Source organism: Pseudomonas sp. PWP3-1b2, from assembly GCF_049896045.1.
GTDB classification, from domain to species: domain Bacteria; phylum Pseudomonadota; class Gammaproteobacteria; order Pseudomonadales; family Pseudomonadaceae; genus Aquipseudomonas; species Aquipseudomonas antarctica_B.
Genome location: NZ_JAFCTN010000026.1, coordinates 24,869 through 45,705, shown reverse-complemented (window position 1 = coordinate 45,705; position 20,837 = coordinate 24,869). Strand labels below are relative to the sequence as shown.

Annotated in this window: 14 protein-coding genes; 7 read left to right on the top strand and 7 right to left on the bottom strand. The window is 59.2% G+C overall.

Annotated elements, in window-relative coordinates; translation table 11 throughout:
* Positions 1–37 precede the first annotated feature (37 nt).
* The 5 genes from ACP7A2_RS17465 to ACP7A2_RS17445 all read left to right on the top strand — a co-directional run bounded on the left by ACP7A2_RS17465 (position 38) and on the right by ACP7A2_RS17445 (position 9,913).
* Positions 38–1,144 carry an efflux RND transporter periplasmic adaptor subunit gene (locus tag ACP7A2_RS17465; protein WP_426135224.1) on the top strand — a complete coding sequence of 369 codons (1,107 nt, stop codon included), beginning with the start codon at positions 38–40 and terminating at the stop codon, positions 1,142–1,144.
* A gap of 2 nt (positions 1,145–1,146) precedes the next feature.
* Complete coding sequence (locus ACP7A2_RS17460) at positions 1,147–4,230, top strand: efflux RND transporter permease subunit (RefSeq protein ID WP_426135223.1); 3,084 nt, start codon at positions 1,147–1,149, stop codon at positions 4,228–4,230.
* Positions 4,231–4,370: 140 nt separating this feature from the next.
* A complete protein-coding gene (locus tag ACP7A2_RS17455) occupies positions 4,371–9,119 on the top strand; it encodes an RHS repeat-associated core domain-containing protein (RefSeq protein ID WP_426135222.1) in 4,749 nt (1,582 codons plus the stop codon).
* Complete coding sequence (locus ACP7A2_RS17450; protein ID WP_426135221.1) at positions 9,119–9,484, top strand: hypothetical protein; 366 nt, start codon at positions 9,119–9,121, stop codon at positions 9,482–9,484. Before ACP7A2_RS17455 ends, ACP7A2_RS17450 begins: the two co-directional genes overlap by 1 nt.
* Before the next feature lie 51 nt (positions 9,485–9,535).
* Positions 9,536–9,913: a hypothetical protein gene (locus tag ACP7A2_RS17445; RefSeq protein WP_426135220.1), complete on the top strand. Its 378-nt coding sequence runs from the start codon at positions 9,536–9,538 to the stop codon at positions 9,911–9,913.
* Between the two features lie 614 nt (positions 9,914–10,527).
* Here ACP7A2_RS17445 and ACP7A2_RS17440 read toward each other — a convergent pair.
* From ACP7A2_RS17440 to ACP7A2_RS17420, 5 genes are all read right to left on the bottom strand, one after another.
* Positions 10,528–11,757, bottom strand: a complete 1,230-nt coding sequence (locus tag ACP7A2_RS17440) for a M20/M25/M40 family metallo-hydrolase (RefSeq protein WP_426135219.1) — start codon at positions 11,755–11,757, stop codon at positions 10,528–10,530.
* A 48-nt stretch (positions 11,758–11,805) separates the two neighbouring features.
* On the bottom strand, positions 11,806–12,864 hold the full coding sequence (locus ACP7A2_RS17435) for a diguanylate cyclase (protein WP_426135218.1): 1,059 nt from the start codon (positions 12,862–12,864) through the stop codon (positions 11,806–11,808).
* Positions 12,865–12,941: 77 nt separating this feature from the next.
* Positions 12,942–13,574 carry a LysE family translocator gene (locus ACP7A2_RS17430; protein WP_426135217.1) on the bottom strand — a complete coding sequence of 211 codons (633 nt, stop codon included), beginning with the start codon at positions 13,572–13,574 and terminating at the stop codon, positions 12,942–12,944.
* A 70-nt stretch (positions 13,575–13,644) separates the two neighbouring features.
* Positions 13,645–14,514, bottom strand: a complete 870-nt coding sequence (locus ACP7A2_RS17425) for a sugar phosphate isomerase/epimerase family protein (RefSeq protein ID WP_426135216.1) — start codon at positions 14,512–14,514, stop codon at positions 13,645–13,647.
* Between the two features lie 26 nt (positions 14,515–14,540).
* Complete coding sequence (locus ACP7A2_RS17420) at positions 14,541–14,705, bottom strand: rubredoxin (RefSeq protein WP_016968943.1); 165 nt, start codon at positions 14,703–14,705, stop codon at positions 14,541–14,543.
* A 158-nt stretch (positions 14,706–14,863) separates the two neighbouring features.
* Between ACP7A2_RS17420 and ACP7A2_RS17415 the strand changes: the two genes are divergently transcribed.
* A complete protein-coding gene (locus tag ACP7A2_RS17415; RefSeq protein WP_426135215.1) occupies positions 14,864–16,288 on the top strand; it encodes a PLP-dependent aminotransferase family protein in 1,425 nt (474 codons plus the stop codon).
* 230 nt (positions 16,289–16,518) lie between these two features.
* Positions 16,519–17,190, top strand: a complete 672-nt coding sequence (locus tag ACP7A2_RS17410; RefSeq protein WP_426135214.1) for a helix-turn-helix transcriptional regulator — start codon at positions 16,519–16,521, stop codon at positions 17,188–17,190.
* Positions 17,191–17,332: 142 nt separating this feature from the next.
* Here ACP7A2_RS17410 and ACP7A2_RS17405 read toward each other — a convergent pair whose 3' ends face one another.
* Together ACP7A2_RS17405 and macA are read right to left on the bottom strand one after the other, a co-directional pair.
* Positions 17,333–19,291, bottom strand: a complete 1,959-nt coding sequence (locus ACP7A2_RS17405; RefSeq protein WP_426135213.1) for a MacB family efflux pump subunit — start codon at positions 19,289–19,291, stop codon at positions 17,333–17,335.
* Between the two features lie 3 nt (positions 19,292–19,294).
* Positions 19,295–20,446 carry a macrolide transporter subunit MacA gene (gene macA, locus ACP7A2_RS17400; RefSeq protein ID WP_348062361.1) on the bottom strand — a complete coding sequence of 384 codons (1,152 nt, stop codon included), beginning with the start codon at positions 20,444–20,446 and terminating at the stop codon, positions 19,295–19,297.
* Between the last annotated feature and the right edge of the window lie 391 nt (positions 20,447–20,837).

The following is a 20,837-nucleotide window of genomic DNA, read 5'->3' as shown; positions in this document are numbered from 1 at the left end:
ATAATTTTCCGCTCGAGCGTTACCCCCGGAGCCCGCCATGAACCCTTTACCCCTGCGTCTTCTCACGCCCCTGGCCCTGTTGATCGTCCTCAGCGGCTGTAACAGAGAGGCCAACACCACCGCCGAAGTGCCCGTGCCCCGCCCCGTCCTGGCCGCGAAAGTGGAAGCTGCCGGCACCCAGCAGAGCGCCTATACCGGCGTGGTCGCGGCCCGCACGGAAAGCGACCTGGGCTTTCGCGTCAGTGGCAAGGTCATCGAACGCAAGGTCGACCCTGGCCAGCACGTCTCCCGAGGCGACACCTTGCTGGTGCTGGACATCGGCGACTTCGAACTGGCCCTGCGCTCGGCGAAAAACCGTGTCAACGCCGCCCAGGCACAGCTGCGCCAACGCCGCGATGACGAAAATCGCTACCAGCGCCTGGCCAGTACCGGCGCCGTGTCGCGGCAGATCTTCGACCAGTCGGCCACCAACCTGCGCGTCGCCGAAGCTGAACTGGCCTCGGCACAATCCGACGCCAGCCAGGTCGAAAACCGCCGCACCTACTCCATCCTCAATGCCGATGGCGACGGCATCATCACGGACGTGCGCGTGGACCGCGGCCAAGTCGTCGCAGAAGGCCAGATCGTTGCGCGCCTGGCCCACGACGGCGCCCGTGAAGCCATCGTCAACCTGCCGGAAAACCAGCGCGACCAAGCCTCGCAAAAGGCTCTGGCCTTCCCCTTCGGCGCGCCGGATCAAGCCGTCACCGCCACCCTGCGCGAACTGTCCGCCAGCGCTGACCCGACCACGCGCACCTACCGCGCGCGGTATGTATTGCACGGCGCCGTAGACCGTTTCGCCCTCGGTTCGACCATCACCGTGCGCCTGCAAGGGAACGGCCAACCCCAGCAAACCCGCGTGCCCATCGGCGCACTGCAGGATGCGGGGCAAGGCACCGGTGTGTGGCTGATTGGCGCTGACAACAAGGTCACGTTCGCGCCGGTCAACGTCGCCAGCCTTGGCCAGGAAGACGCCCTGCTCAACAGCGGCGTGGCCCCCGGCCAAACCGTCGTCGCACTCGGCGCGCACCTGCTGCACAGCGGCGACGCGGTACGCCTGCTGCCCGCGCAGGAACTGGCCCTCAACCGTAAACAGGACCACTGAGCATGCGCGGCATCAACCTCTCCGAACTCGCGGTAAAACACCGTGCGGTCACGCTGTTCCTGATCATTGCGATCCTCGCCGCCGGGGTCTTCTCGTTCGGCCAACTGGGCCGCGCTGAAGACCCGTCGTTTACCGTCAAGGTGATGACCATCACCGCCGCCTGGCCCGGCGCAACGGCTCAGGAAATGCAGGAACAGGTGGCTGACCGCCTGGAAAAACGCCTGCAGGAACTGGACTATTACGACCGCGTCGAAACCATCGCCCAGCCGGGCTTTGTCTCGATGCGCATGACCTACAAGGAGTCCACGCGCGCCAGCGAGATCCAGGACCTGTTCTACCAGACGCGCAAAAAACTCAGCGATGAAGCCGCAAAACTGCCCAAAGGTGTGATCGGGCCGTTCTTCAACGATGAATATTCCGACGTGTATTTCGCCCTGTACGCCCTGGAAGCCGAACACCTGCCCCATCGCCAGCAGGTACAGATGGCCGAGGATTTACGCCAGGGTTTCCTTAACCTGCCGGGCGTGAAGAAGGTCAATATTCTGGGCGAGCAGGCGCAGCGAATCTTCGTCGAGTTTTCCTATGAGCGTTTGGCGACGCTGGGCATCAAGCCCGAGCAGATTTTTTCCGCGTTGGCCGCACAAAACGCCGTGGCACCGTCGGGGTTCGTCGAGACTGCCGGGGCCCGCGCGTATATCCGTGTCGACGGCGCCTTCGACAGCCTGGCGCTGATTGAAAACGTGCCCGTGGAAGCCAACGGTCGAGTGTTGCGCATCGCCGATGTAGCCACGGTCAGCCGAGGTTATGAAGACCCGCCCAGCTACCGCATCCGCCACCAGGGCGACCCGGCGCTGATGCTTGGCGTGATCATGGAAAAACACTGGAACGGCCTGGAACTCGACAAGAGCCTTAAGGCCCAGGAAGCCAAAATCCAGGCCGACCTGCCGCTGGGGGTGAATTTCGCCAAGGTTTCTGACCAGGCAAAAAACATCAGCCTGGCGGTGAACGAGTTCATGCTGAAATTCTTCGTCGCCCTGGCCGTGGTGATGGTCATCAGCCTGCTGGCGCTGGGTTTTCGCGTCGGTTTGGTGGTCGCCGCAGCGGTGCCACTGACCCTTTCGGTGGTGTTCGTAATCATGTTGCTGACCGGGCGCGAGTTCGACCGTATCACCCTTGGCGCGCTGATCATCTCCCTCGGCTTGCTGGTGGACGACGCCATCATCGCCATTGAAATGATGGTGGTGAAACTGGAGGAAGGCTTCGATCGGATTCACGCCGCCACGTTTGCCTGGAGTTCCACTGCCGCGCCGATGCTCACTGGCACGCTGGTCACGATCATCGGTTTTCTGCCGGTGGGGTTTGCGCGTTCGGCCGCCGGGGAATACGCCGGCAATATCTTCTGGATCGTCGGCTTTGCGCTGATCTCGTCCTGGCTGGTGGCGGTGGTCTTCACTCCGTATCTGGGCGTTAAACTGCTGCCGCACATCAAACCGGTGCCCGGCGGCCATGACGCGATTTATGCCGGGCGCTACTACCAGAAACTGCGCAGCCTGGTAGAGGCCTGCATGCGCAGGCGCTGGCTGGTCACCGGCCTGGTGGTCAGCGCGTTTGTATTGTGCGGGCTGGGCATGGGCGTGGTGAAGAAGCAGTTCTTCCCCAACTCCGACCGTTCCGAGCTGATTCTTGAGGTGTACATGCCGCCCGGCACTGCCTTCAAAGCCACTGAAGCGGTGGCGGCGCAGGTGGAAAAAGCGCTGATGCAAGAACCACAAACCAGTGTCGTCGACACTTATGTAGGCGGCGGTGCGCCACGCTTTTTCCTCTCGCTGAACCCCGAACTGCCCGACCCGGCGTTCGCCAAGCTGATCGTGCAAACCCCTGATTCCCATGCCCGCGATGCCCTGAAGCTGCGCATGCGTGAGCGCATTGCCGCCGGTGAGTTTCCAGCGGCGCGGGTGCGCGTGACGCAACTGCTGTTTGGCCCGCCGGTGCCCTTCCCCGTAGTGTTTCGCGTGTCGGGCCCCAATCTGGAGGTGCTGCGTGGTGTGTCCGAAGACGTGCGCAAAGTCGTCGCCGCGAACACGCTGACCAAAGATGCCTTCCTCGATTGGGGCGAGCGCACCAGCGGCTATCGCCTGGTCCTCGATCAGGATCGCCTGCGCCTGCTGGGCTTTACCCCCAACGAGGTCAAGTCCCAGCTCAATGCCCTGCTCAGCGGCAACCCGATCACTGAAGTGCGCGAAGGCAATCGTACGGTGTCCGTGGTCGCCCGCGCCCAGGGCAACCAGCGCGAGAACCTCGGCAACCTCAACAACATGACCCTGACCAACAGCGCCGGCACCTCGGTGCCACTGGCCCAGGTCGGGCATTTCCAGGCGGTGATGGAAGAGCCTATCCTCAAGCGACGCAACCGCGCGACCACCGTGGAAGTGCGCGCCGACATCATCGACGGCGTGCAACCGCCTGACGTGGAAATGGCCGTTTACAAAGACCTGCAACCGCTGATCGCCAAGCTGCCCGCCGGTTATCAAGTCGACATCGGCGGCCCGGTGGAGGAAAGCGCCAAGGCCAACGTCGCGCTGGCCGCCCTCTTCCCGATCATGATCCTGTTGACCCTCACCGTAATCATGTTCCAGGTGCGCTCCTTCGCCGTGATGTTCATGGTCTTCGCCACCGCGCCGCTGGGCTTGATTGGCGCGGTGCCGACCTTGCTGCTGTTCAACCAGCCATTCGGGTTCAACGCGATTCTGGGCTTGATCGGCATTGGCGGCATCCTGATGCGCAACACGCTGATCTTTACCGACCAGATTCGCCAGAACACGGAACACGGCATGGCAATTCGCGAAGCCATCATCGAAGCCACAGTGCGACGCGCAAGGCCGGTGATTTTGACCGCGTTGGCGGCGGCATTGGCCTTTATCCCGCTGACGCTGTCGGTGTTCTGGTCATCCCTGGCCTATGTGCTGATTGGCGGGGTGTTGGTGGGCACGCTGTTGACACTGTTGTTCCTGCCGGCGCTGTGCAGCCTGGTGCTCGACCGGAAGAGCACGAAAGCTGCTGAAACGTCCCACGTGACGGCCAGATAAGCTCTACATCCCTTCTCTGAAAACCTCTGCAAAGTCCTTCGCCTGATCACACAGTGCGAGGGATTGCAGATGGTTTTTTTCGTTAGTGCCCTGATTGTTGGGGCTGTCTCCGCCGCGTCTCCCCCATGGAGACGTCACGCATGAGCAACACCTCCCACATTGCCTTAATCGAACACGAGCTCAATGGCTTTCATCAGAGCCTGGCGGAGTATCGCCAGCAAATGGGCGCCTGGTATTCGCGCGCACTGGATTCGGTCAGCCATGCCGCAGATTTGCCCTCGCTGCTGGGGATGGAGCGGGTGTTGCGGATGGGCAATTCACAGACCGTGGTGAGCACGACTGATCCGGACGTTTTAGGCACTGTCGTGATGTGCCAGCTGGGCGGCGAGCTGAAGATCGAAAGTAAGTTCGAGTCGGTGTATGACGTGCCGATCGGCGATATCCCGGTTGAAGTGATCGGGCTGGATGACGGCAGCTCCACGGTGGTGATGCTCGATGAGCATGGCAAAGGCTCGCACCACTGTGCGGCCGGCGGGCGCTACCAGGTGCGAGTGCAAGGCGGCGTTTCAGAGGAGCAAGTGGATGCGCTGTTTGCCTCCTACGCCGGGCTGACGGCGGACCTGGAGCAGTGGCTGCGCGAGCAATGGAAAGAATTCAAACCGTATTGGCAACAGTCGACCGCCAGCGCAATCGGCAGCGGCGTACTGGCGGGCAGTTGGGCGGCGATCAAGGAAGTGTGGGACAGCCTCAAGCTGGTGCAGGCGATTCTCGAAGACCCGTTGAAGTTCGGCGAGCAACTGGGTGATCAGGCGGCCAAGTTGGCGCAATTGGCTACGGACACGCCGAAGGTCATGGAACAGGCCATGCTGCTCGCCAGTGATGAGGCGGCGCTGTACCTGATGGTGCGCACGGCAATGCTCTGGCTGGCCGCGCTTCCACCGAGCCAGACGGCCGAAATGGCCGCTGGGTTTGTGGTGTCGTTGCTGATTGATCTGGTGATTGGCGCGGTGCTGACCATCGCGTTGCCGGCGGCAGGTGTGGCTTATCTGGGGTTGCGGCTGGTCAAGTACGGTAAGCAGATTCTGAATGCTGCAGTGGGCTTTGTCAGGAGCCTGCTCGGGATTCTGACGAAGTTCATGCAGGCGGTGGATCGCTACAAGGCAGTGGCGGTTCGCGGCGTGGTGGGCGGGTTGAAGCAAGGCACGATGCAGATGCGCTGGCGGGCGCGGCAGAACGCGGTGCTTAAGCAGAAAGAGCATGTCGACGATGTGCCCTCCTCTGGGAAGAATCAGAACGGAGATGCGGCGGCTTCTGCGGATAAGACCGCTACCAACGGTTGCCCGGTGTCGATGGTGACCGGGGAGGAACTGCTGACACTGACCGACGGGACGCTGGACGGGATTTTGCCGTTTGAGTGGACGCGGTTATATCGCACCAGTGCGGTGGAGGTGGACTGCGGGTTGGGGTTTGGCTGGAGTCATTCGCTGGCTCAGCGGCTGGCGGTGGTGGGTGATTTGGTGGTTTGGACGGACCACGAGAATCGGATTACCGAGTTTCCGTTGCCTACTGTTTCCCGGCCTGCGATCACCAATAGCCTCGCTGAAGCTGCGATTTATTTGGGTTCATTGCCTGACGAGTTAGTGCTGGCTCAGGGCTCGCGGTTCTACCACTTTCGCGATGGTTCGCTAACAGCGATCAGCGACACATACGACAACAGGCTGCGGATTTTTCGGGACCTGCTGGGACGGGTTGAGCGGCTCGATAACGGTGTGGGTCGTTCGCTGCTTTTGCGCTATGAGCATGGCCACATTGTTGCGGTGGATTACCAGGTTCATCGGGCTGACGGGCCTGGGCCGTTTGTTTGGGTTACTGAGCAGAACGTCGTTTCCTACGCATACGACGAATCAGGACGACTGGCTTCGGCGACCAATGCCGTAGGCGAAAGTGAGGTTTATCGGTACGACGAGCAGCACGTCATTCTTGAACGCCAGTTGGCCGGTGGGGCGAGTTTCTTTTGGGAGTGGGAACGCTCTGGCAAGGCGGCACGGTGTGTTCGGCACTGGGCCAGTTTTTCGCAGATGGACACGCGGTATGTGTGGGGTGATGACGGCAATGTCACGGTTCACAACGCCGATGGTAGCCAGGAAGTGTACGTGCACGATCAGCGTGCGCGGCTGGTGCAGCGTGTTGACCCTGATGGCGCGCAGCACCTCAAGTCCTACGACGACAAAGGCCGGCTGACAGTTGAGCAGGACCCGCTGGGTGCGGTGACGGCGTATGAATACGACGACGCCGGACGGTTGGTGGCGCTATTTCCCGGGGACGATGAACCGACTTCCTACGAGCATGACAACGGTTTCGTACGCGTTGTACGTCGTGGTGACGCGATTTGGAAGTATGAGCGCAATGATCAGGGCGATGTCACGCGTAAGACCGATCCTTCCGGCAGCGTTACCGACTACAGCTACAACAAACACGGGCAACTGACGGGGGTTTGGTATCCCGACAACAGCTGTCATCGGCTGGTGTGGAATGAGCGAGGGCAGCTCACTGAGGAACAACTACCCAATGGCGGGGTTAAGCGCTATCGCTATGACGACTTGGGCCGACAGGTTGCGCGCGAGGATGAATTTGGCGCCCTGACTCAGTACCAGCTGGACAATGTTGGTCGGCTGACTCGCGTGGTTCTGCCGGGCGGCACTACGCGGGAATATAGCTACAACCCCTACGGAAAAATCACCGCTGAACGTGATGAGCTGGGGAACGTCACCCGTTACGAATACGGCGACGGCCTGCACCTCATCAGCCGCCGCCTCAATGCTGACGGCACCCAAGTCAAATACCGCTACGACAACACGCGGTTATTGCTGACCGAAATCGAGAACGAGGTCGGCGAGACCTATGCGCTGCAATACCATCCCAACGGCCTGATCCAGCAAGAGACTGGCTTTGACGGCCAGCGCACCGCCTACCTCTACGACCTCAACGGCAACCTGCAGGAAAAGACCGAGTACGGCGACGACGGCAGCCAGCTAATCACATGCTACGAGCGAGACCACGCCGGGCGCCTTGTAAGAAAAACCCTCCCCGACGGCAAAACCGTCGATTACACCTACGACCGTCAAGGCAATCTCCTCGGCGTCAACGACGGCCACTGGGCGCTGGCCTACGAATACGACCAGCAAAACCGCCTCACCGCCGAACACCAAGGCTGGGGCACATTGCGCTATGGCTACGACGCCTGCGGTCATCTGAAAAACCTGCGCCTGCCGGACAACAACCGCCTCACCTTCAATCATGAAAAAGGCGGCCATCTTGCCACCGTCGAGTTGAACGGCGCCCCCCTCACCTCCCACCTATTCAAGGCAGGCCGCGAACGCCAACGCCAGCAAGGCCAACTGATCAGCCACTACGGGTACGACGAGCAAAACCGCCTGCACGCCCACGTAGTCACTCAGCAGAAACACGATCTCTACCAACGCCACTACGACTACGACAAAACCGGGAACCTCAGCCGCATCCTCGACACCCGCAAAGGCGAACACCATTACCAGTACGACCCCCTCGCCCGCCTGACCCGCGTCGCTCACTCGCAAGACGAGCAGGAACGCTTCGGCCACGACCCGGCGGGCAACCTGCTGATGCAGGATCGCCCCGGACCGGACATCGTGGCTGGCAATCGGTTGATGATTCAGGGCGATCATCAGTACGACTACGATGCCTTCGGTAATCTGATCCGCGAACGGCGTGGGCGCGAACACCGGTTAGTCACCGAATACCGCTACGACTGCCAGCATCGGCTGATTGGCATTACCCAACCAGACGGACAAACCGCCAGCTACCGCTACGACCCGTTCGGTCGGCGCATCAGCAAAACCGTTGACGACATAACGACCGAGTTCTTCTGGCAAGGCGACAAGCTGATCGCCGAACACCACGCCGATCGCCACCGCAGCTACATTTACGAACCTGATAGCTTCCGACCGCTGGCGCTACTGGAAGGCTTTGGCCCAAAAGAAACCAAGCCCTTCCACTACCAACTCGACCACCTAGGTACACCGCAGGAACTCACCAGTCCCAGTGGCGAAATCGTCTGGTCCGCGCATTACAAGGCCTACGGCAAAATCAGTCGGTTGGATGTCGGAAAAATCGACAACCCGCTGCGCTTTCAGGGCCAATACTTCGACCCGGAAAGCGGCCTGCACTACAACCGCCATCGCTACTACAATCCGGATATTGGTCGTTACCTGACGCCGGACCCGGTGAAATTGGCTGGCGGGATCAATGCGTACCAATACGTGCCCAATCCTACGGGATGGGTAGATCCGTTGGGGTTGAATGCCTGCCCCGGCGGGAACGGATGCAAGTCAGACAGTACACTCCGAGAACCTACAGCAGGGGTTAATCAAGGGGAGCCGGTTTTACCGCAACTGAGTCGTGCGCAGAGACAGGCACGTATCAATGAGCTTGGCGAAGCAAATGCTCATCGGCGCTTAACAGAACTGGAGGCATCAAACCCTGGGGCGCACTTTCTTGAAAAGCACGGAGCACAAACGACACTGGAATCTCAATTGGAACGGGTACAAACAGCAAAAAACCCCACTACTGGAGAGATAGAAAGGTACACAAGTGGCCCACACGCAGGAGCCCCCAGAACGCCTAGTGCTGCGACCCACTTCCTGAGCCACAGAGATCAACTAAATGCAATCTACCGTGCACAGTTCATACTCAAGCACGTCAATTTGTCCGCGTCGAGACAACCTATGAACATGGGGAAAATAATTGGCGAGGGCTACAAAAAAGATGGCTACAAATACGGAAAAACAAAAAAAGCCAAAGTTATCCTGAATGAAGCTGGGCAACCTATCACAGCCTATGGAGATTTCTAATGAAATTTAAACCATGCTTATCAATCACCCAAGGCCTTCTATTCACTTACTGCATAGAAAACTCGTACAATCCGGAAAGGGAGGAATTAATTTCCTCAAAGAATGTAAATCTCGAAAAAGACCTTAAAGAATTATTTGAAAAGTTAACAAAGCCAGAATTCATGAAATATAAGCATGACGAAAGACAGTGGCACATTGATACGCTGCAGCATTTTCTAGCAGTAGGAGACAGCTTTGACTCTGTGTTTTACCTCTTTGACACGTACTTTGAAGATGAAATCCTGGACAAAAGAAAATTCATGAACACCTTACTTAGCTGTTTATTAAGTTACGATGCTGAAGCTACTGCAAACGAATCAACATAGGCGTCACCCACGGCATAAGCGTTATCTCCGCCCTCAAAAAAAGGAAAACCCATGAGCATCGTTAAAAACCATAGCGCCGAAATACCCGATACAGCCCTAAAACAGCGATCTATCGACGGCACTAACCCTATCACCGGAGAAAAAGGCGCAATAAAACCAAGCGCTCAATTCAAAAACTATAGAGTACAACTTGCAGTACTTGAAGAATCCACTTCAAGAAGTGTACGCAAACTAGAGATTTTTACAGGAGAGGATGAATATGGAAACCCTATTGTTGAAATGGAAATGCAAGGGTGCGGGCGGGGCTACATACCCAATGAACAATGTTTCGAGTCCCCCGAACTCAATGAAAACATGAACAGAGCCGTTGCAAAATTCGATCGTGAGACAAAACGACTCTACACCGCCTTTCCCGTGAGTAAACGCTAATGTTGAAACACCCGTTCCTTAACATACCGTACGTGCCAAAATTGCAATATTTCCTGGGAGGGTTCGATATTTACGACCGCGAGGATACTCTGGGGGCCGCCATTGCAACTTATGACATAAACCTACCCGAAGATAGAGCCTATCTAATCAAACATCTGATTATCGACAGAAGCTCAGACTTAAGCTACAGGCACAAAAAGAGCCTAATCGACGTTCTAAGTGCAGCTCTTGATAATAACGAATACAACTTTTCAAAAATTTTGCACCAAGACCTTAACTCCCATTGCTCACTACCTTGCGGGTGGGACCGTATGGACAACCCCAGAAGCTTCTTCGAAGACATTTTCAGACTCGCTAATGAGGGCTGGCGAGACGACCTTGAAAAAGCAAGCCTCGAGGACCAATCCACTTGGCAAGAATAAGACGTCCCCCTGTGGCTTGCTCGCGCCGGGCTGCGCAGCGGCCCCAATAATGACAACGAACCTATTCAGACAGATTCGCATCGCCGGGTATGGGGCTGCTACGCAGCCCAACGCGAGCAAGCTCGCTCGCCACAAGTAACTCGTCGACCTGAAAGGCGTGCTCACCCAAAGCAAATGAGCCGCCCACTCAAATCACCGCTTCGAAAGCTCCACAATCATCCGACTCAACAAATAAACCCGCGGCACCACGCTCTCCACCTCCGCATACTCCTCCGGCGTGTGAATATTCCCACCGACAATCCCAAACCCATCCAGCGTAGGCGTCCCTACCCCGGCTGACAAACTCGCGTCCGCTGCCCCGCCACTGCCTTCAATCGTCAACGTGCGCCCCAACTCCCCATAAATCCCCTGGGCAATCGCCACCAACTTGTCCGACTCCGGCGTCTGCGGCATCGGCGGCAGGCCGCGCAGCAACGTAGTCTTCACCTCGGTATCCGGAATTAGCTTGTTCGCCGAAACACGGGCCAAGTCCTTCTCGATCCGATCAAACTCTTCCGGCAACGCCGCGCGTACATCGGCCTTGGCCGTGGCCTGATCGGGGATGACGTTGGTTCGGTCACCGGCCTTGATCACTGTGAAGTTGATGGTGGTTTTCTTCTCTTCATCACCCAACTTGCCCAGTTGCAAAATCTGGTGGGCCGCTTCCATGGCCGCATTGCGCCCCAGTTCTGGCGCAACGCCTGCATGGGCGGCTTTGCCTTTGACTTCAACCACCGCTGTGGCGCTGCCTTTGCGCCAGACCACTAACCCATCGGCGGGGCGGCCGGGCTCAAGGTTGAGGGTGACGTCGTGGCCCTTGGCCGTTTTGCGAATCAGCTCGGAAGCCGTCTCGGAACCGGTTTCTTCGCTGGCGTCGAGCAGGAAGGTGATTTGCGCATAGTCCTTGAAGCCCTGGTTTTTCAGGACTTTGAGCGCGTAGATGCCGGCAACGATGCCGCCCTTGTCATCCATAACGCCGGGGCCGTAGGCGCGGCCGTCCTTGATGTGGAACGGGCGTTCGGCGGCCGAGCCTTCCTTGAACACGGTGTCCATGTGGGCCATCAGCAGGATTTTGGCTTTGCCGGTGCCCTTGAGGGTAGCGATCACGTGGCTGTTGTTGGCGGCTTTGTCCGGCACCAGCTCAATCGAGAAGCCGAGTTGTTTCAGCTCGTCCACGGCGATGTCGCGCACTTGGGTCAGGCCCGGCTCGTAGCCGGAGCCGGAGTCGATATTCACCAGGCGTTCCAGCAGTTTCAGGGCCTCGGCCTTGTACTGTTCGGCATCTGCCTGGATTTGTGTGTGGGGTTCGGCGCTGTAGGCAGGCACGGCGAAGGACAAGGCCAGGGTCGCAGCCAGGAGGGTACGGGAGAAGGTGAAGAGCATGAACCGATCCTTGTTTATTGTTGAGAGGTGCTGCGACACCCTACCCCACTAAACCGACCGCAACCAACTGCCCTGCACTGAACTCACGCGGTTGCGCCCGCTGCTCTTGGCTTCATACAAGGCTTGGTCGGCGTCGTTGAGCCAACGGGTGGAATCGGGATGCGACGGTTGATACGGCGCCAGGCCGATACTCAAGCTGGCGCGCAAGGTCGGGTCCTGGGCGTAGGCCAGCGCGTTGAAGCGGTCGCGCAGGGCATCCATCACTTCGGTGGCGCGGTTGAGGGGCATGTCCGGCAGGATCACGCAGAATTCATCGCCGCCGTAACGTCCGGCGAGGTCGGTGACGCGCAGGTTTTGGCGCAGCACTTTGCTCAATTGGCGCAGGACGATGTCGCCGGTGACGTGGCCGTAGGTGTCGTTGATGATCTTGAAGTGGTCGATGTCGATCAGTGCGATGGCGGCGCCAGCCCCGCTTCGGCGGCAACGTTGAAACTCGATCTCGAGGTGGTCTTTCCAGGCGCCGTGGTTAAGCAGGCCGGACAAGCTGTCAGTGCGGCTCAGGGCCAGCAATTCGCGCTTGTGTCGGGCCAGGGTCACGGCTTGGCGATAGCAAATCCAGCCCAGCGCCAGGGGATAGAGCATCAGAATGGGCAGGCAGGCATACAGCTGGGTCTGGGTAGTGACCGCAATAAACGCGGGCGCGAATATCAACAACGACGCGCCGATACCCAAGGCCTGCGCTACCCAACCGGCAAACATGAAGCGCGGCCCGCCGATGGCGACGTTGTTCATGGTCATCATCGACAGCGTGGTCACGCTGGGCAGCGGGTTGAAGTGCATGGCGCCGACCCAGAAGCCGCCGCAAAACGAATCAAACAAAAGGTTGCGCCGCTCACTGCGCAGGGTACTGGTGGCACGCAGGGAAGATTGATAAGCCAGATGCGGCCAGACGAATGCGTTGATCAGCATCCAGGCCCACACCCAAACCGGCGGATGCAGCGGGTACATGCCAAACACCACACACACAAAGCCGAGCGTGAGCCCCAGGGTGCGCGATTTATACAACCGTGAAGCGAGCGGAAGTCCATTTCCTCCGGCGGCTGACATGGTGGCGTGTGATCCTGGATGAATGCCTGGAGTCTATCAGGGGAACGGCAAATAGCCACTATCCCTCATGACCCCGCTCAGTGCGAAAAACCCCGCGCCAGCATCACGGCTACGCCGAGCAACAACACGGCCGTGATTCGCTGCAACAACACCCGGCGCTTTGGGTCTTCCAGCACGTGCTTGATGCGCTGGCCGAAATAGCAGTACAGGCAACCACTGGCAAATTGCAGCGTCAGAAATGTCAGCCCGAGGATGGCGATATCCGCCGCTGAACTGTGCTCCCCTGAGCCTGCGAACTGCGGGAACACGGCGCTGAACATAATGATGGTCTTGGGGTTGGAAAACCCGGTCAGCAAGCCCTTGCCGAACAGGCTGCGCGAGCCTTCAACGGCAGCGGCCTTGCCGAGCGACACGCCGCTGCTGGTCCACTGCTTGTAGGCCAGGTAAAGAATGTAGGCAACGCCGACAAACTGGATGGTCTGGGTAATCGCGATGTTGCCTTTGATCAGCTCCGAAAAACCCACGGCAAAAATCAGGATCGAAATCAGGTACGACACACTGGCGCCAATTTGCGCCGGGATCGAACTGCGCAGGCCGTCCTTCAAACCCAGGCTCAACAGCAGCAATGTCATGGGGCCGGGACTGAAGGTCATGGTGGCGCAAAACAACAGAAAATAGAGAAACGAAGACAGCGTTAACGCAGTTGTCATGGTCCGGGACCTTGGGTCTATAGAAACAACAGCAACGGGGTGGACACCGCAGCGCCCACCCCATGGCCCATCAGGCAACCGCGATTTCGGTCGTCAGGGATTCGCGGTACATCAGCGCCAGGTCTGCCAGGGCGGCCTTGGCGGTCTGGTTGCGGGTTTCGAACGCCACCAAGCCTTTCCAGTTGGTTTCGACAATGGCCTGCACCACATCGGCGTAGTCACAATTGCCATCGTGAATACCGAAGTGCTGGTCTTGCACGCCGTTGTTGTTGCTGAAGGAAATACCCTTGATCAGGTGGTGATACTTGCGCACCACTTCGGCGGGCAGGCCGTTCTCGATATTGGCGTGGCCCGCATCCAGGAAGAAGTACACATTGCTGTGTTCCTGCAGCCGCTCAAACACAAAGGCGTATTCAGTTTCATGGGTGAAGATGTAGTGGAACGGCCGGTAGTTGACGTAGTTGGACAGGTTTTCCAGGTAGATATCGGTGCCCCGGGCTTCGGCATAGCGCGCCAGTTCCTGTACCGACTTGAGGTAGTGCTCCAGGGCGACCTTCTTGGCCATCAACACCATTTTCGGCTCGACGATGCAGCCGCCGTGGATGATCAACGGCGCGCCCAGACGGCTGGCGATGTCGATCTCTTTCTTCACGTAGTCCACCGCTGCCGCCCGGAACGCCTCGACGTCGCTGCCCAGCGGCGCCTTGAAGTTACCGTGGAAAATCGGCTTCACGCCGGTCGCCGCGATCTGCGCCTGCACATCGGCGATGCGCTCATCGGTCCAGTCGTCGACCATTTCGCCAAACAGGCTGCCGTCGATGTACCAGTGGGTGCAGTCACCTTCAATGGCGGTTTGCAGGCCTTTTTCGGCGCCGAGGTATTTCTGGTGGGCCACGCCGGTACAAAACGGCACGGTAGGGTTGATCAGTTTGCTTTCCATGGTGCGATTCCTTTCGTTGATGGAGCTTAAAGTTCGATGGCCATGAAATCGGCCTTGGTCACGCCGCAGTCCGGGCATGTCCAGTCTTCCGGCACCTCTTCCCAAGGGGTGCCGGCCGGGATTCCGTCTTCGGGAATGCCCAATTCTTCTACGTACATAAAGCCGCAGGGTGCGCACATATAAGTCTTCATGAGAATGCGAAATCCATTGCTCGCTTGTAGGAAATTTCGCCAATTCCTGGCGAGATGGCGCGCAGTCTAGGGGAGCTGCATTGCACAAGGCAGGTAAAGTGAGGCCTAATCCCGCCTAACTTCACCGGTAAAAACACCGGCAAAGAAAGGGAAGGTTTATGTTTGTATCCGCCATCGCGTTCGTGGAAGGCACGCCCAAGGTCCAGCAGATTGTCGAGGCGTTCAGCCAGGCCATCGAAAATGGCGAATGGGCACCCGGCAGCAAGTTGCCGTCGGTGCGTGAATTGACCCAAACCCTGAGCGTCAGCAAGTTCACCCTTAATGAGGCGCTGGACCGCCTGCGCGGGCGCAACCTGCTGACGTCCAGCCAGGGCCGCGGCTACTTTGTGGCCATGGACACCGCACGCCCCGCCTCGGTGGCCTGGGTAGATTTGCTGCCCCAGGACCTGCTCAGCGTCCTGCGCCGCCCGCTGGTGGCCGCCGGCGGCGAGCTGCGCCCCGGCGGCGGCCACTTGCCGGAAGAATGGCTGAACGCTGAGGCCATCCGCCAAGCCATGCGAAGCGTGGTGCGCGCACCGTCGTTGCGGATTGCCGGGCTGGGCACGCCGGCCGGACTGCTGCCGCTGCGCCAGGCCCTGCAACAGAAGCTGCACGCCGAAGGCCTGTCGGTGCCGTTGGAGCAAATCATCACCACGCCCAATACCGTGCAGGGGCTGGACATGCTGATGCGCCTGCTCGCCCGCCCCGGCGACACGGTGCTGCTGGACGCGCCGTGCTATTTCAACTTTCACGCCAACCTGGCGTTGCACGGGGTCAAGGTGGTGACCATCCAGCGCCGCCCCGACGGCTTCGACTTCACCGCCCTCGAACACCTGCTGGCCGAGCATCGCCCCAGCCTCTACCTGACCACCAGCGTGTTGCATAACCCCACCGGCCACTCATTCAGCCCCAGCCAGGCGTTTCGCCTGCTGCAACTGACTCAGCAATACCACTGCCATATCGTCGAGGATGACCTCTACGGCGACCTGCACCCCAACCCACCGCCACGCCTCGCCGCCCTCGCCGGGCTGGACCAGGTCACTTACCTGTCGGGGTTTTCGAAGATCCTCAGCGCCAATACTCGCGTCAGCTACGTGGTGGCCGCGCCACAGCTGGCGGCCAACCTGACCAATATGAAGCTGATGAGCGGCGGCGTGACCTCGGAGCTGTTCGAGCAGATTGTCTACCGCATGCTCAGCGAGGGCAGTTACGCCAAGCACCGCAAGCGCATGGTGCAGCGTCTGATGGAGTCCGGCGGGCGCGTCGAGCAATGGCTCAAACGCTGCGGCTGCGAGCTGCCGATGGCCTATGAGGGCGGAATGTTTATCTGGGCGCGCCTGCCGCCCGGCGTGAACGGCGAGCTGCTGGCTCAGGAAGCGCTGAAACGCAGCATGGTATTGGCCCCCGGTGCGCTGTTCGGCTACGACCCGGCGCACCGCGACTCGATGCGGTTCAACGTGGCCCACACGGATGAGCCACGGGCGCAGCGGGTGTTTGAAGCACTGTTGCTCAAGGCCATGATGGCGGCGCACGCTGTCAGATAACGCCCACGCTTGTGGTAATGCCCTCCTACACGCGTTGGTCGGACCGGTCCGACCGCCGTTATCCGTCATTAATCTGATTTTTTGCAGATTGGATCCCCCTGCTTTTGCCAGGCTGTACTAGCATACGAGTCGCGGGAGCATTATCACTGTAGGTTATTCACATACGTTACCTTCTTAAATCCCGTCGCTATAAGGCTGAATTCCTACACTCGAAACTCATGGATGAATTGATGAATTCACACCTGTTCCCACATATAGGCAAGGTCATCGCAAGCACCGGCAGTCGCCATTTCCCACGCATGCTGCATGACCTGATCCTCACTCAATTGGCAGTGGACGCCACGCATATCACCCAACTGCGGGTGAACCCCGAAGGCAATACCCGTCGCAAGATCAGCCCGGTCTACACCGATTCGGTGGTGGCCCTGGGCGAAGAGCAACCCGCCGCACAATTGCACCTCACGCGCCGCAAGGACGATGTGCGCTATGTGCTGTCGGTGTACCGCTCGCACCAGTCCGAAAGCTTTTCGCCGCAGGAACGCAGCATGCTGCAGGAGTTCTCCACCCTGCTGCTGCCGATGGTAGAAAAGCACATCGCCGCGATTCAGCCGTGCCCCCCGAACAGCGCGCCGGCAGTGCCGGAAAACCAGGGCATCGAAAGCCTGCGCAGGCGTATTGAAGAACGCCTGGTGCAGTCAGGGCTGACCTTGTCCAACCGCGAACTGGAAGTGTGTGTCGGGCTGCTGGCCGGGCGGACTGCGCCGGAGCTGGCGGAACAACTGACGCTGAAGGTCAACACCATTGAAAGCTACTTGAAGCGCGCGGCGATCAAGCTGGGGATCAGCGGGCGGCATTCGTTGTTGCGGTGGATGTATTCGACTGAGGAAGGCGCCAGTTTTTAAGCCAACACCGATCTAAAATGTGGGAGCGGGCTTGCTCACGAATGCGGAGTGTCAGCCAGTAAATCTGGTCCTGACACACCGTATTCGCGAGCAAGCCCGCTCCCACATTTGATCTGCATTTTGTCAGTGAGAGTTGCTCCGCTCAGTCTCTTGCCAATGCTTCAATCGGGTCCAGCCGCGCCGCGTTCCGGGCGGGCACAAAACCGAACACAATTCCGATCAGCGTCGAGCACGCAAAGGCCGTGACAATCGAGCCGACTGAAAACACCATTTCCCACTCCTTCACAAACAACGAAAACAGGTAGCCGATGGCATAGGACAGCGAGATCCCGATGATCCCGCCGATCAAACACACCATCACCGCCTCCACCAGGAACTGCTGACGAATATCCGACTGCCGCGCGCCCACCGCCATGCGAATACCAATCTCGCGGGTGCGTTCGGTGACCGACACCAGCATGATATTCATCACCCCGATGCCCCCCACCAACAACGAAATCACTGCGATCAGCGACAACAGCAGCGCCAGCGAGCGGCTGGTTTTCTGCACGGTTTGCATGATGCTGTCGAGGTTATTAGTGAAGAAATCCTTGGTGCCATGGCGTTGCAGCATCAGCTTGTTGACGTTGTCTTCCACCACTTTGCTAGGCTGGCCATCCTTGATGCGCACGGTGATGCTGTCCAAGTGGCGCTGGCCCAAAAGCCTCCCCGCCGCGGTTTCATACGGCACCCACACGTTGAGTGCCTTGCTCGCGGCGAACATGTTTTTATTGTCAGCCGTCACCCCGATCACCGTGCACGGCAGGTTGCCGATCAGGATCACCTGGCCCAACGGGTCAACATTTGGCCCGAACAGTCGATGCCGAGTGTTGTGGTCGATCACCACCACCTGCGCCTGACGCCGCGCGTCGCTTTCACTGAAGGCGATGCCGGCTTCGAGTTTCAAGCCCTTGACCTTGAAGTAGCGATCACTCACACCGTTCACCTGGGCATCCAGGTCGATATTGCCAAAGCGCAGCAACAGATTTCGCCCCACCACTGGCGTGGCACTGTCGACGTAATACAGCTGGTTCAACGCCTCCACATCCGAAGGCATCAAGGTCTCGATGGCCGAGGCGCGACTGTCGCCAAAACTGGTGCCGGAAAAGATGTCGATGGTGTTGCTGCCTATCGCCTGAATGTCCTTCAGTACATACCGCTTGGCGCCTTCGCCGATGGCCGAGATCGACACCACAGAGGTGATGCCAATCACAATGCCGAGCATGGTCAGCAAGGTGCGCATGCGGTGCGACACCAGCGCCACCCAGGCCATGTTGAACGCTTCCTTGAACAGCCCGAGGCTCGCCACCAAGCGCCGTGCGCCGCTGCGTTTGGGCTCGATGGGCGCATCGCTCGGCAGTTCCAGGCCGACACTGGCGTTGGCCTTGTCGCTGACAATCTCGCCATCGCTGACCTCGACAATGCGCTGGGCATTCGCTGCCACCTTGGGGTCGTGGGTGACAATAATGACCGTGTGCCCGGCCGCGTGCAGCTCGGCGAGGATGCGCATCACCTCCTTGCCGCTGTGAGTGTCGAGGGCGCCAGTGGGCTCGTCGGCGAGGATCACTTCGCCGCCGTTCATCAACGCCCGCGCAATACTCACCCGCTGCTGCTGCCCGCCAGACAACTGGCTCGGCCGGTGCGTCGTGTGCCCCGCCAACCCCAGCCGCTCAAGCAATTCCCGCGCGCGGCTGTGGCGCTGAGTCTCCGGGGTGCCGGCATAGATCGCCGGCATTTCCACGTTGTGCAAGGCACTCAGGTGCGCCAATAAATGGTAGCGCTGGAAGATAAACCCGAAGTAATCGCGGCGCAGTTCCGCCAGCTGTTCATCGCCCAACGAGCGGGTTTCGATGCCATTGATCTTGTAGCTGCCGGCGGTGGCGTAATCCAGGCCGCCGAGGATGTTCATCAGCGTGGACTTGCCCGAGCCCGAAGCGCCGATGATCGCGACCATTTCCCCGGCATGAATCGTCAAGTCGATACCTTTGAGCGCAATGAATTCGCGCTCGCCGGCCATGAAACTGCGGGTGATGCCCTTGAGTTCCAACAGTGGCTGGGTCATCCGTCAGCTCCCTGCCACGGCTGGGGTTGCATCGCCGATCACCACTTTATCGCCCTCGGCCAGGCCTTCGAGGACCTGCACCTTGACGTTGTTGTTGATGCCGGTTTTCACATCCCGCGACACTGCTTTGCCTTTGGCATCCAGCACGCGCAACGGGTAGCTGCCATCGTTGTTACGCGCCCCCAGTGCCGCCACCGGGATCATCAACGCCGCCTGAGCCGTGTCGAGCACGATGCGCACCTGGGCGGTCATGGCGATACGCAGGCGATGGTCGGGGTTGGGCACGTCGAACAGCGCGTTATAAAACACTGCGGTGTTCTGTTTCGGGGTGCCTGCGGTCTGGGTTTCAAGGAAGTTCTGCGGCGCCGGCTCCGTGCCGCGCAGCTTGGCGTAATAGCGTTTGTCGGCCTCGCCGAGGATGGTGAAATACACCTGCTGGCCGGGGCTGATGTGGATCACATCTGCTTCCGAGACCTGGGCCTTGACGGTCATGGTGTCCAGGTCGGCCAGCTTGAGCAGTACCGGCGCCAGCTGGCTGGCGATTACGGTCTGGCCTTCCTGGGTGACGATGCCCACCACGTCGCCGTCGATGGGCGCGTTGATGCGGGTGTAGTCCAGGTTGACCTTGGCGGTGTCGATCTGGATGTGCGCACTTTTGATTTGCGCGTCCAGGGACAACAGGTTGGCTTGCTGCACCTGATAGGTGGATTCAGCGTCTTCAAAATCCTGACGCGAGACCGACTCGTCGACTTGCAGACCTTTGTAGCGCTCATACACCGACTTGGCTTGCCTGAGCTGCGCCGCCGTGGCGCGACGTTGGGCCTGGAGGTTTTCTTCGTCGACCTGGGCTTTGCGCAGGGTGTTTTGCAGGATCAGCGGGTCGATTTCGGCGAGCCACTGGCCCTTCTTCACCTTGTCGCCGACTTTGACCTTGAGGGATTTGAGTTGGCCGGAGACTTGGGCGCCGACGTCGACCTGTTTGATGCCTTCGAGCAGGCCGGTGGCCAGGACGGCGTTTTCGATGTCACCGCGTTCGGCGGTGGCGGTGAGGTATTGGGGGGCGTCGGCGGGGGCCTGGACGGCGTAGACCACTAGGCCGATGGCGACTGCCAGGATGGCGAGCATTCCGAGTTTGCGAAACTTTGACTTTTCCATAAATGACCATGACGGGTGATTGGGTGGAATTTTTAATCGTGTACATATCCGTTTTTTCGGTAACGGCGGCTTATGGTTCCGCTCTTACAGCGGGTCACTTTTGGAAGAGCCCAAAAGTAACCAAAAGGCTATCGCCCCACCACTCGGTGCCTCGCTTAGGCTCGGCATGCCAGCCGACCTGATAGCTGAAACCAAACTCGGTCAACTGTGGGAGCTGGCTTGCCTGCGATGGCCTCAATCGGGTGTGCCTGATGTACCGAAGTGTCTGCATCGCAGGCAAGCCAGCTCCCACAGAAAAGCGAGACAGGCACAAGTACCGCTTTTGATCTGGCTCTTGAACTGGCCTTTGATCTCAATCGCCCCGTAAAACCACGCTGGCCGAACGCAGGCT

Coding starts and splice junctions, on each gene's coding strand:
- ACP7A2_RS17440 (WP_426135219.1), bottom strand. CDS start 11,757: ATGCTCTTCACCTTCTCCCGTACCCTCCTGGCTGCGACCCTGGCCTTG.
- ACP7A2_RS17465 (WP_426135224.1), top strand. CDS start 38: ATGAACCCTTTACCCCTGCGTCTTCTCACGCCCCTGGCCCTGTTGATC.
- ACP7A2_RS17405 (WP_426135213.1), bottom strand. CDS start 19,291: ATGACCCAGCCACTGTTGGAACTCAAGGGCATCACCCGCAGTTTCATG.
- ACP7A2_RS17435 (WP_426135218.1), bottom strand. CDS start 12,864: ATGTCAGCCGCCGGAGGAAATGGACTTCCGCTCGCTTCACGGTTGTAT.
- ACP7A2_RS17410 (WP_426135214.1), top strand. CDS start 16,519: ATGAATTCACACCTGTTCCCACATATAGGCAAGGTCATCGCAAGCACC.
- macA (WP_348062361.1), bottom strand. CDS start 20,446: ATGGAAAAGTCAAAGTTTCGCAAACTCGGAATGCTCGCCATCCTGGCA.
- ACP7A2_RS17430 (WP_426135217.1), bottom strand. CDS start 13,574: ATGACAACTGCGTTAACGCTGTCTTCGTTTCTCTATTTTCTGTTGTTT.
- ACP7A2_RS17460 (WP_426135223.1), top strand. CDS start 1,147: ATGCGCGGCATCAACCTCTCCGAACTCGCGGTAAAACACCGTGCGGTC.
- ACP7A2_RS17425 (WP_426135216.1), bottom strand. CDS start 14,514: ATGGAAAGCAAACTGATCAACCCTACCGTGCCGTTTTGTACCGGCGTG.
- ACP7A2_RS17420 (WP_016968943.1), bottom strand. CDS start 14,705: ATGAAGACTTATATGTGCGCACCCTGCGGCTTTATGTACGTAGAAGAA.
- ACP7A2_RS17455 (WP_426135222.1), top strand. CDS start 4,371: ATGAGCAACACCTCCCACATTGCCTTAATCGAACACGAGCTCAATGGC.
- ACP7A2_RS17450 (WP_426135221.1), top strand. CDS start 9,119: ATGAAATTTAAACCATGCTTATCAATCACCCAAGGCCTTCTATTCACT.
- ACP7A2_RS17445 (WP_426135220.1), top strand. CDS start 9,536: ATGAGCATCGTTAAAAACCATAGCGCCGAAATACCCGATACAGCCCTA.
- ACP7A2_RS17415 (WP_426135215.1), top strand. CDS start 14,864: ATGTTTGTATCCGCCATCGCGTTCGTGGAAGGCACGCCCAAGGTCCAG.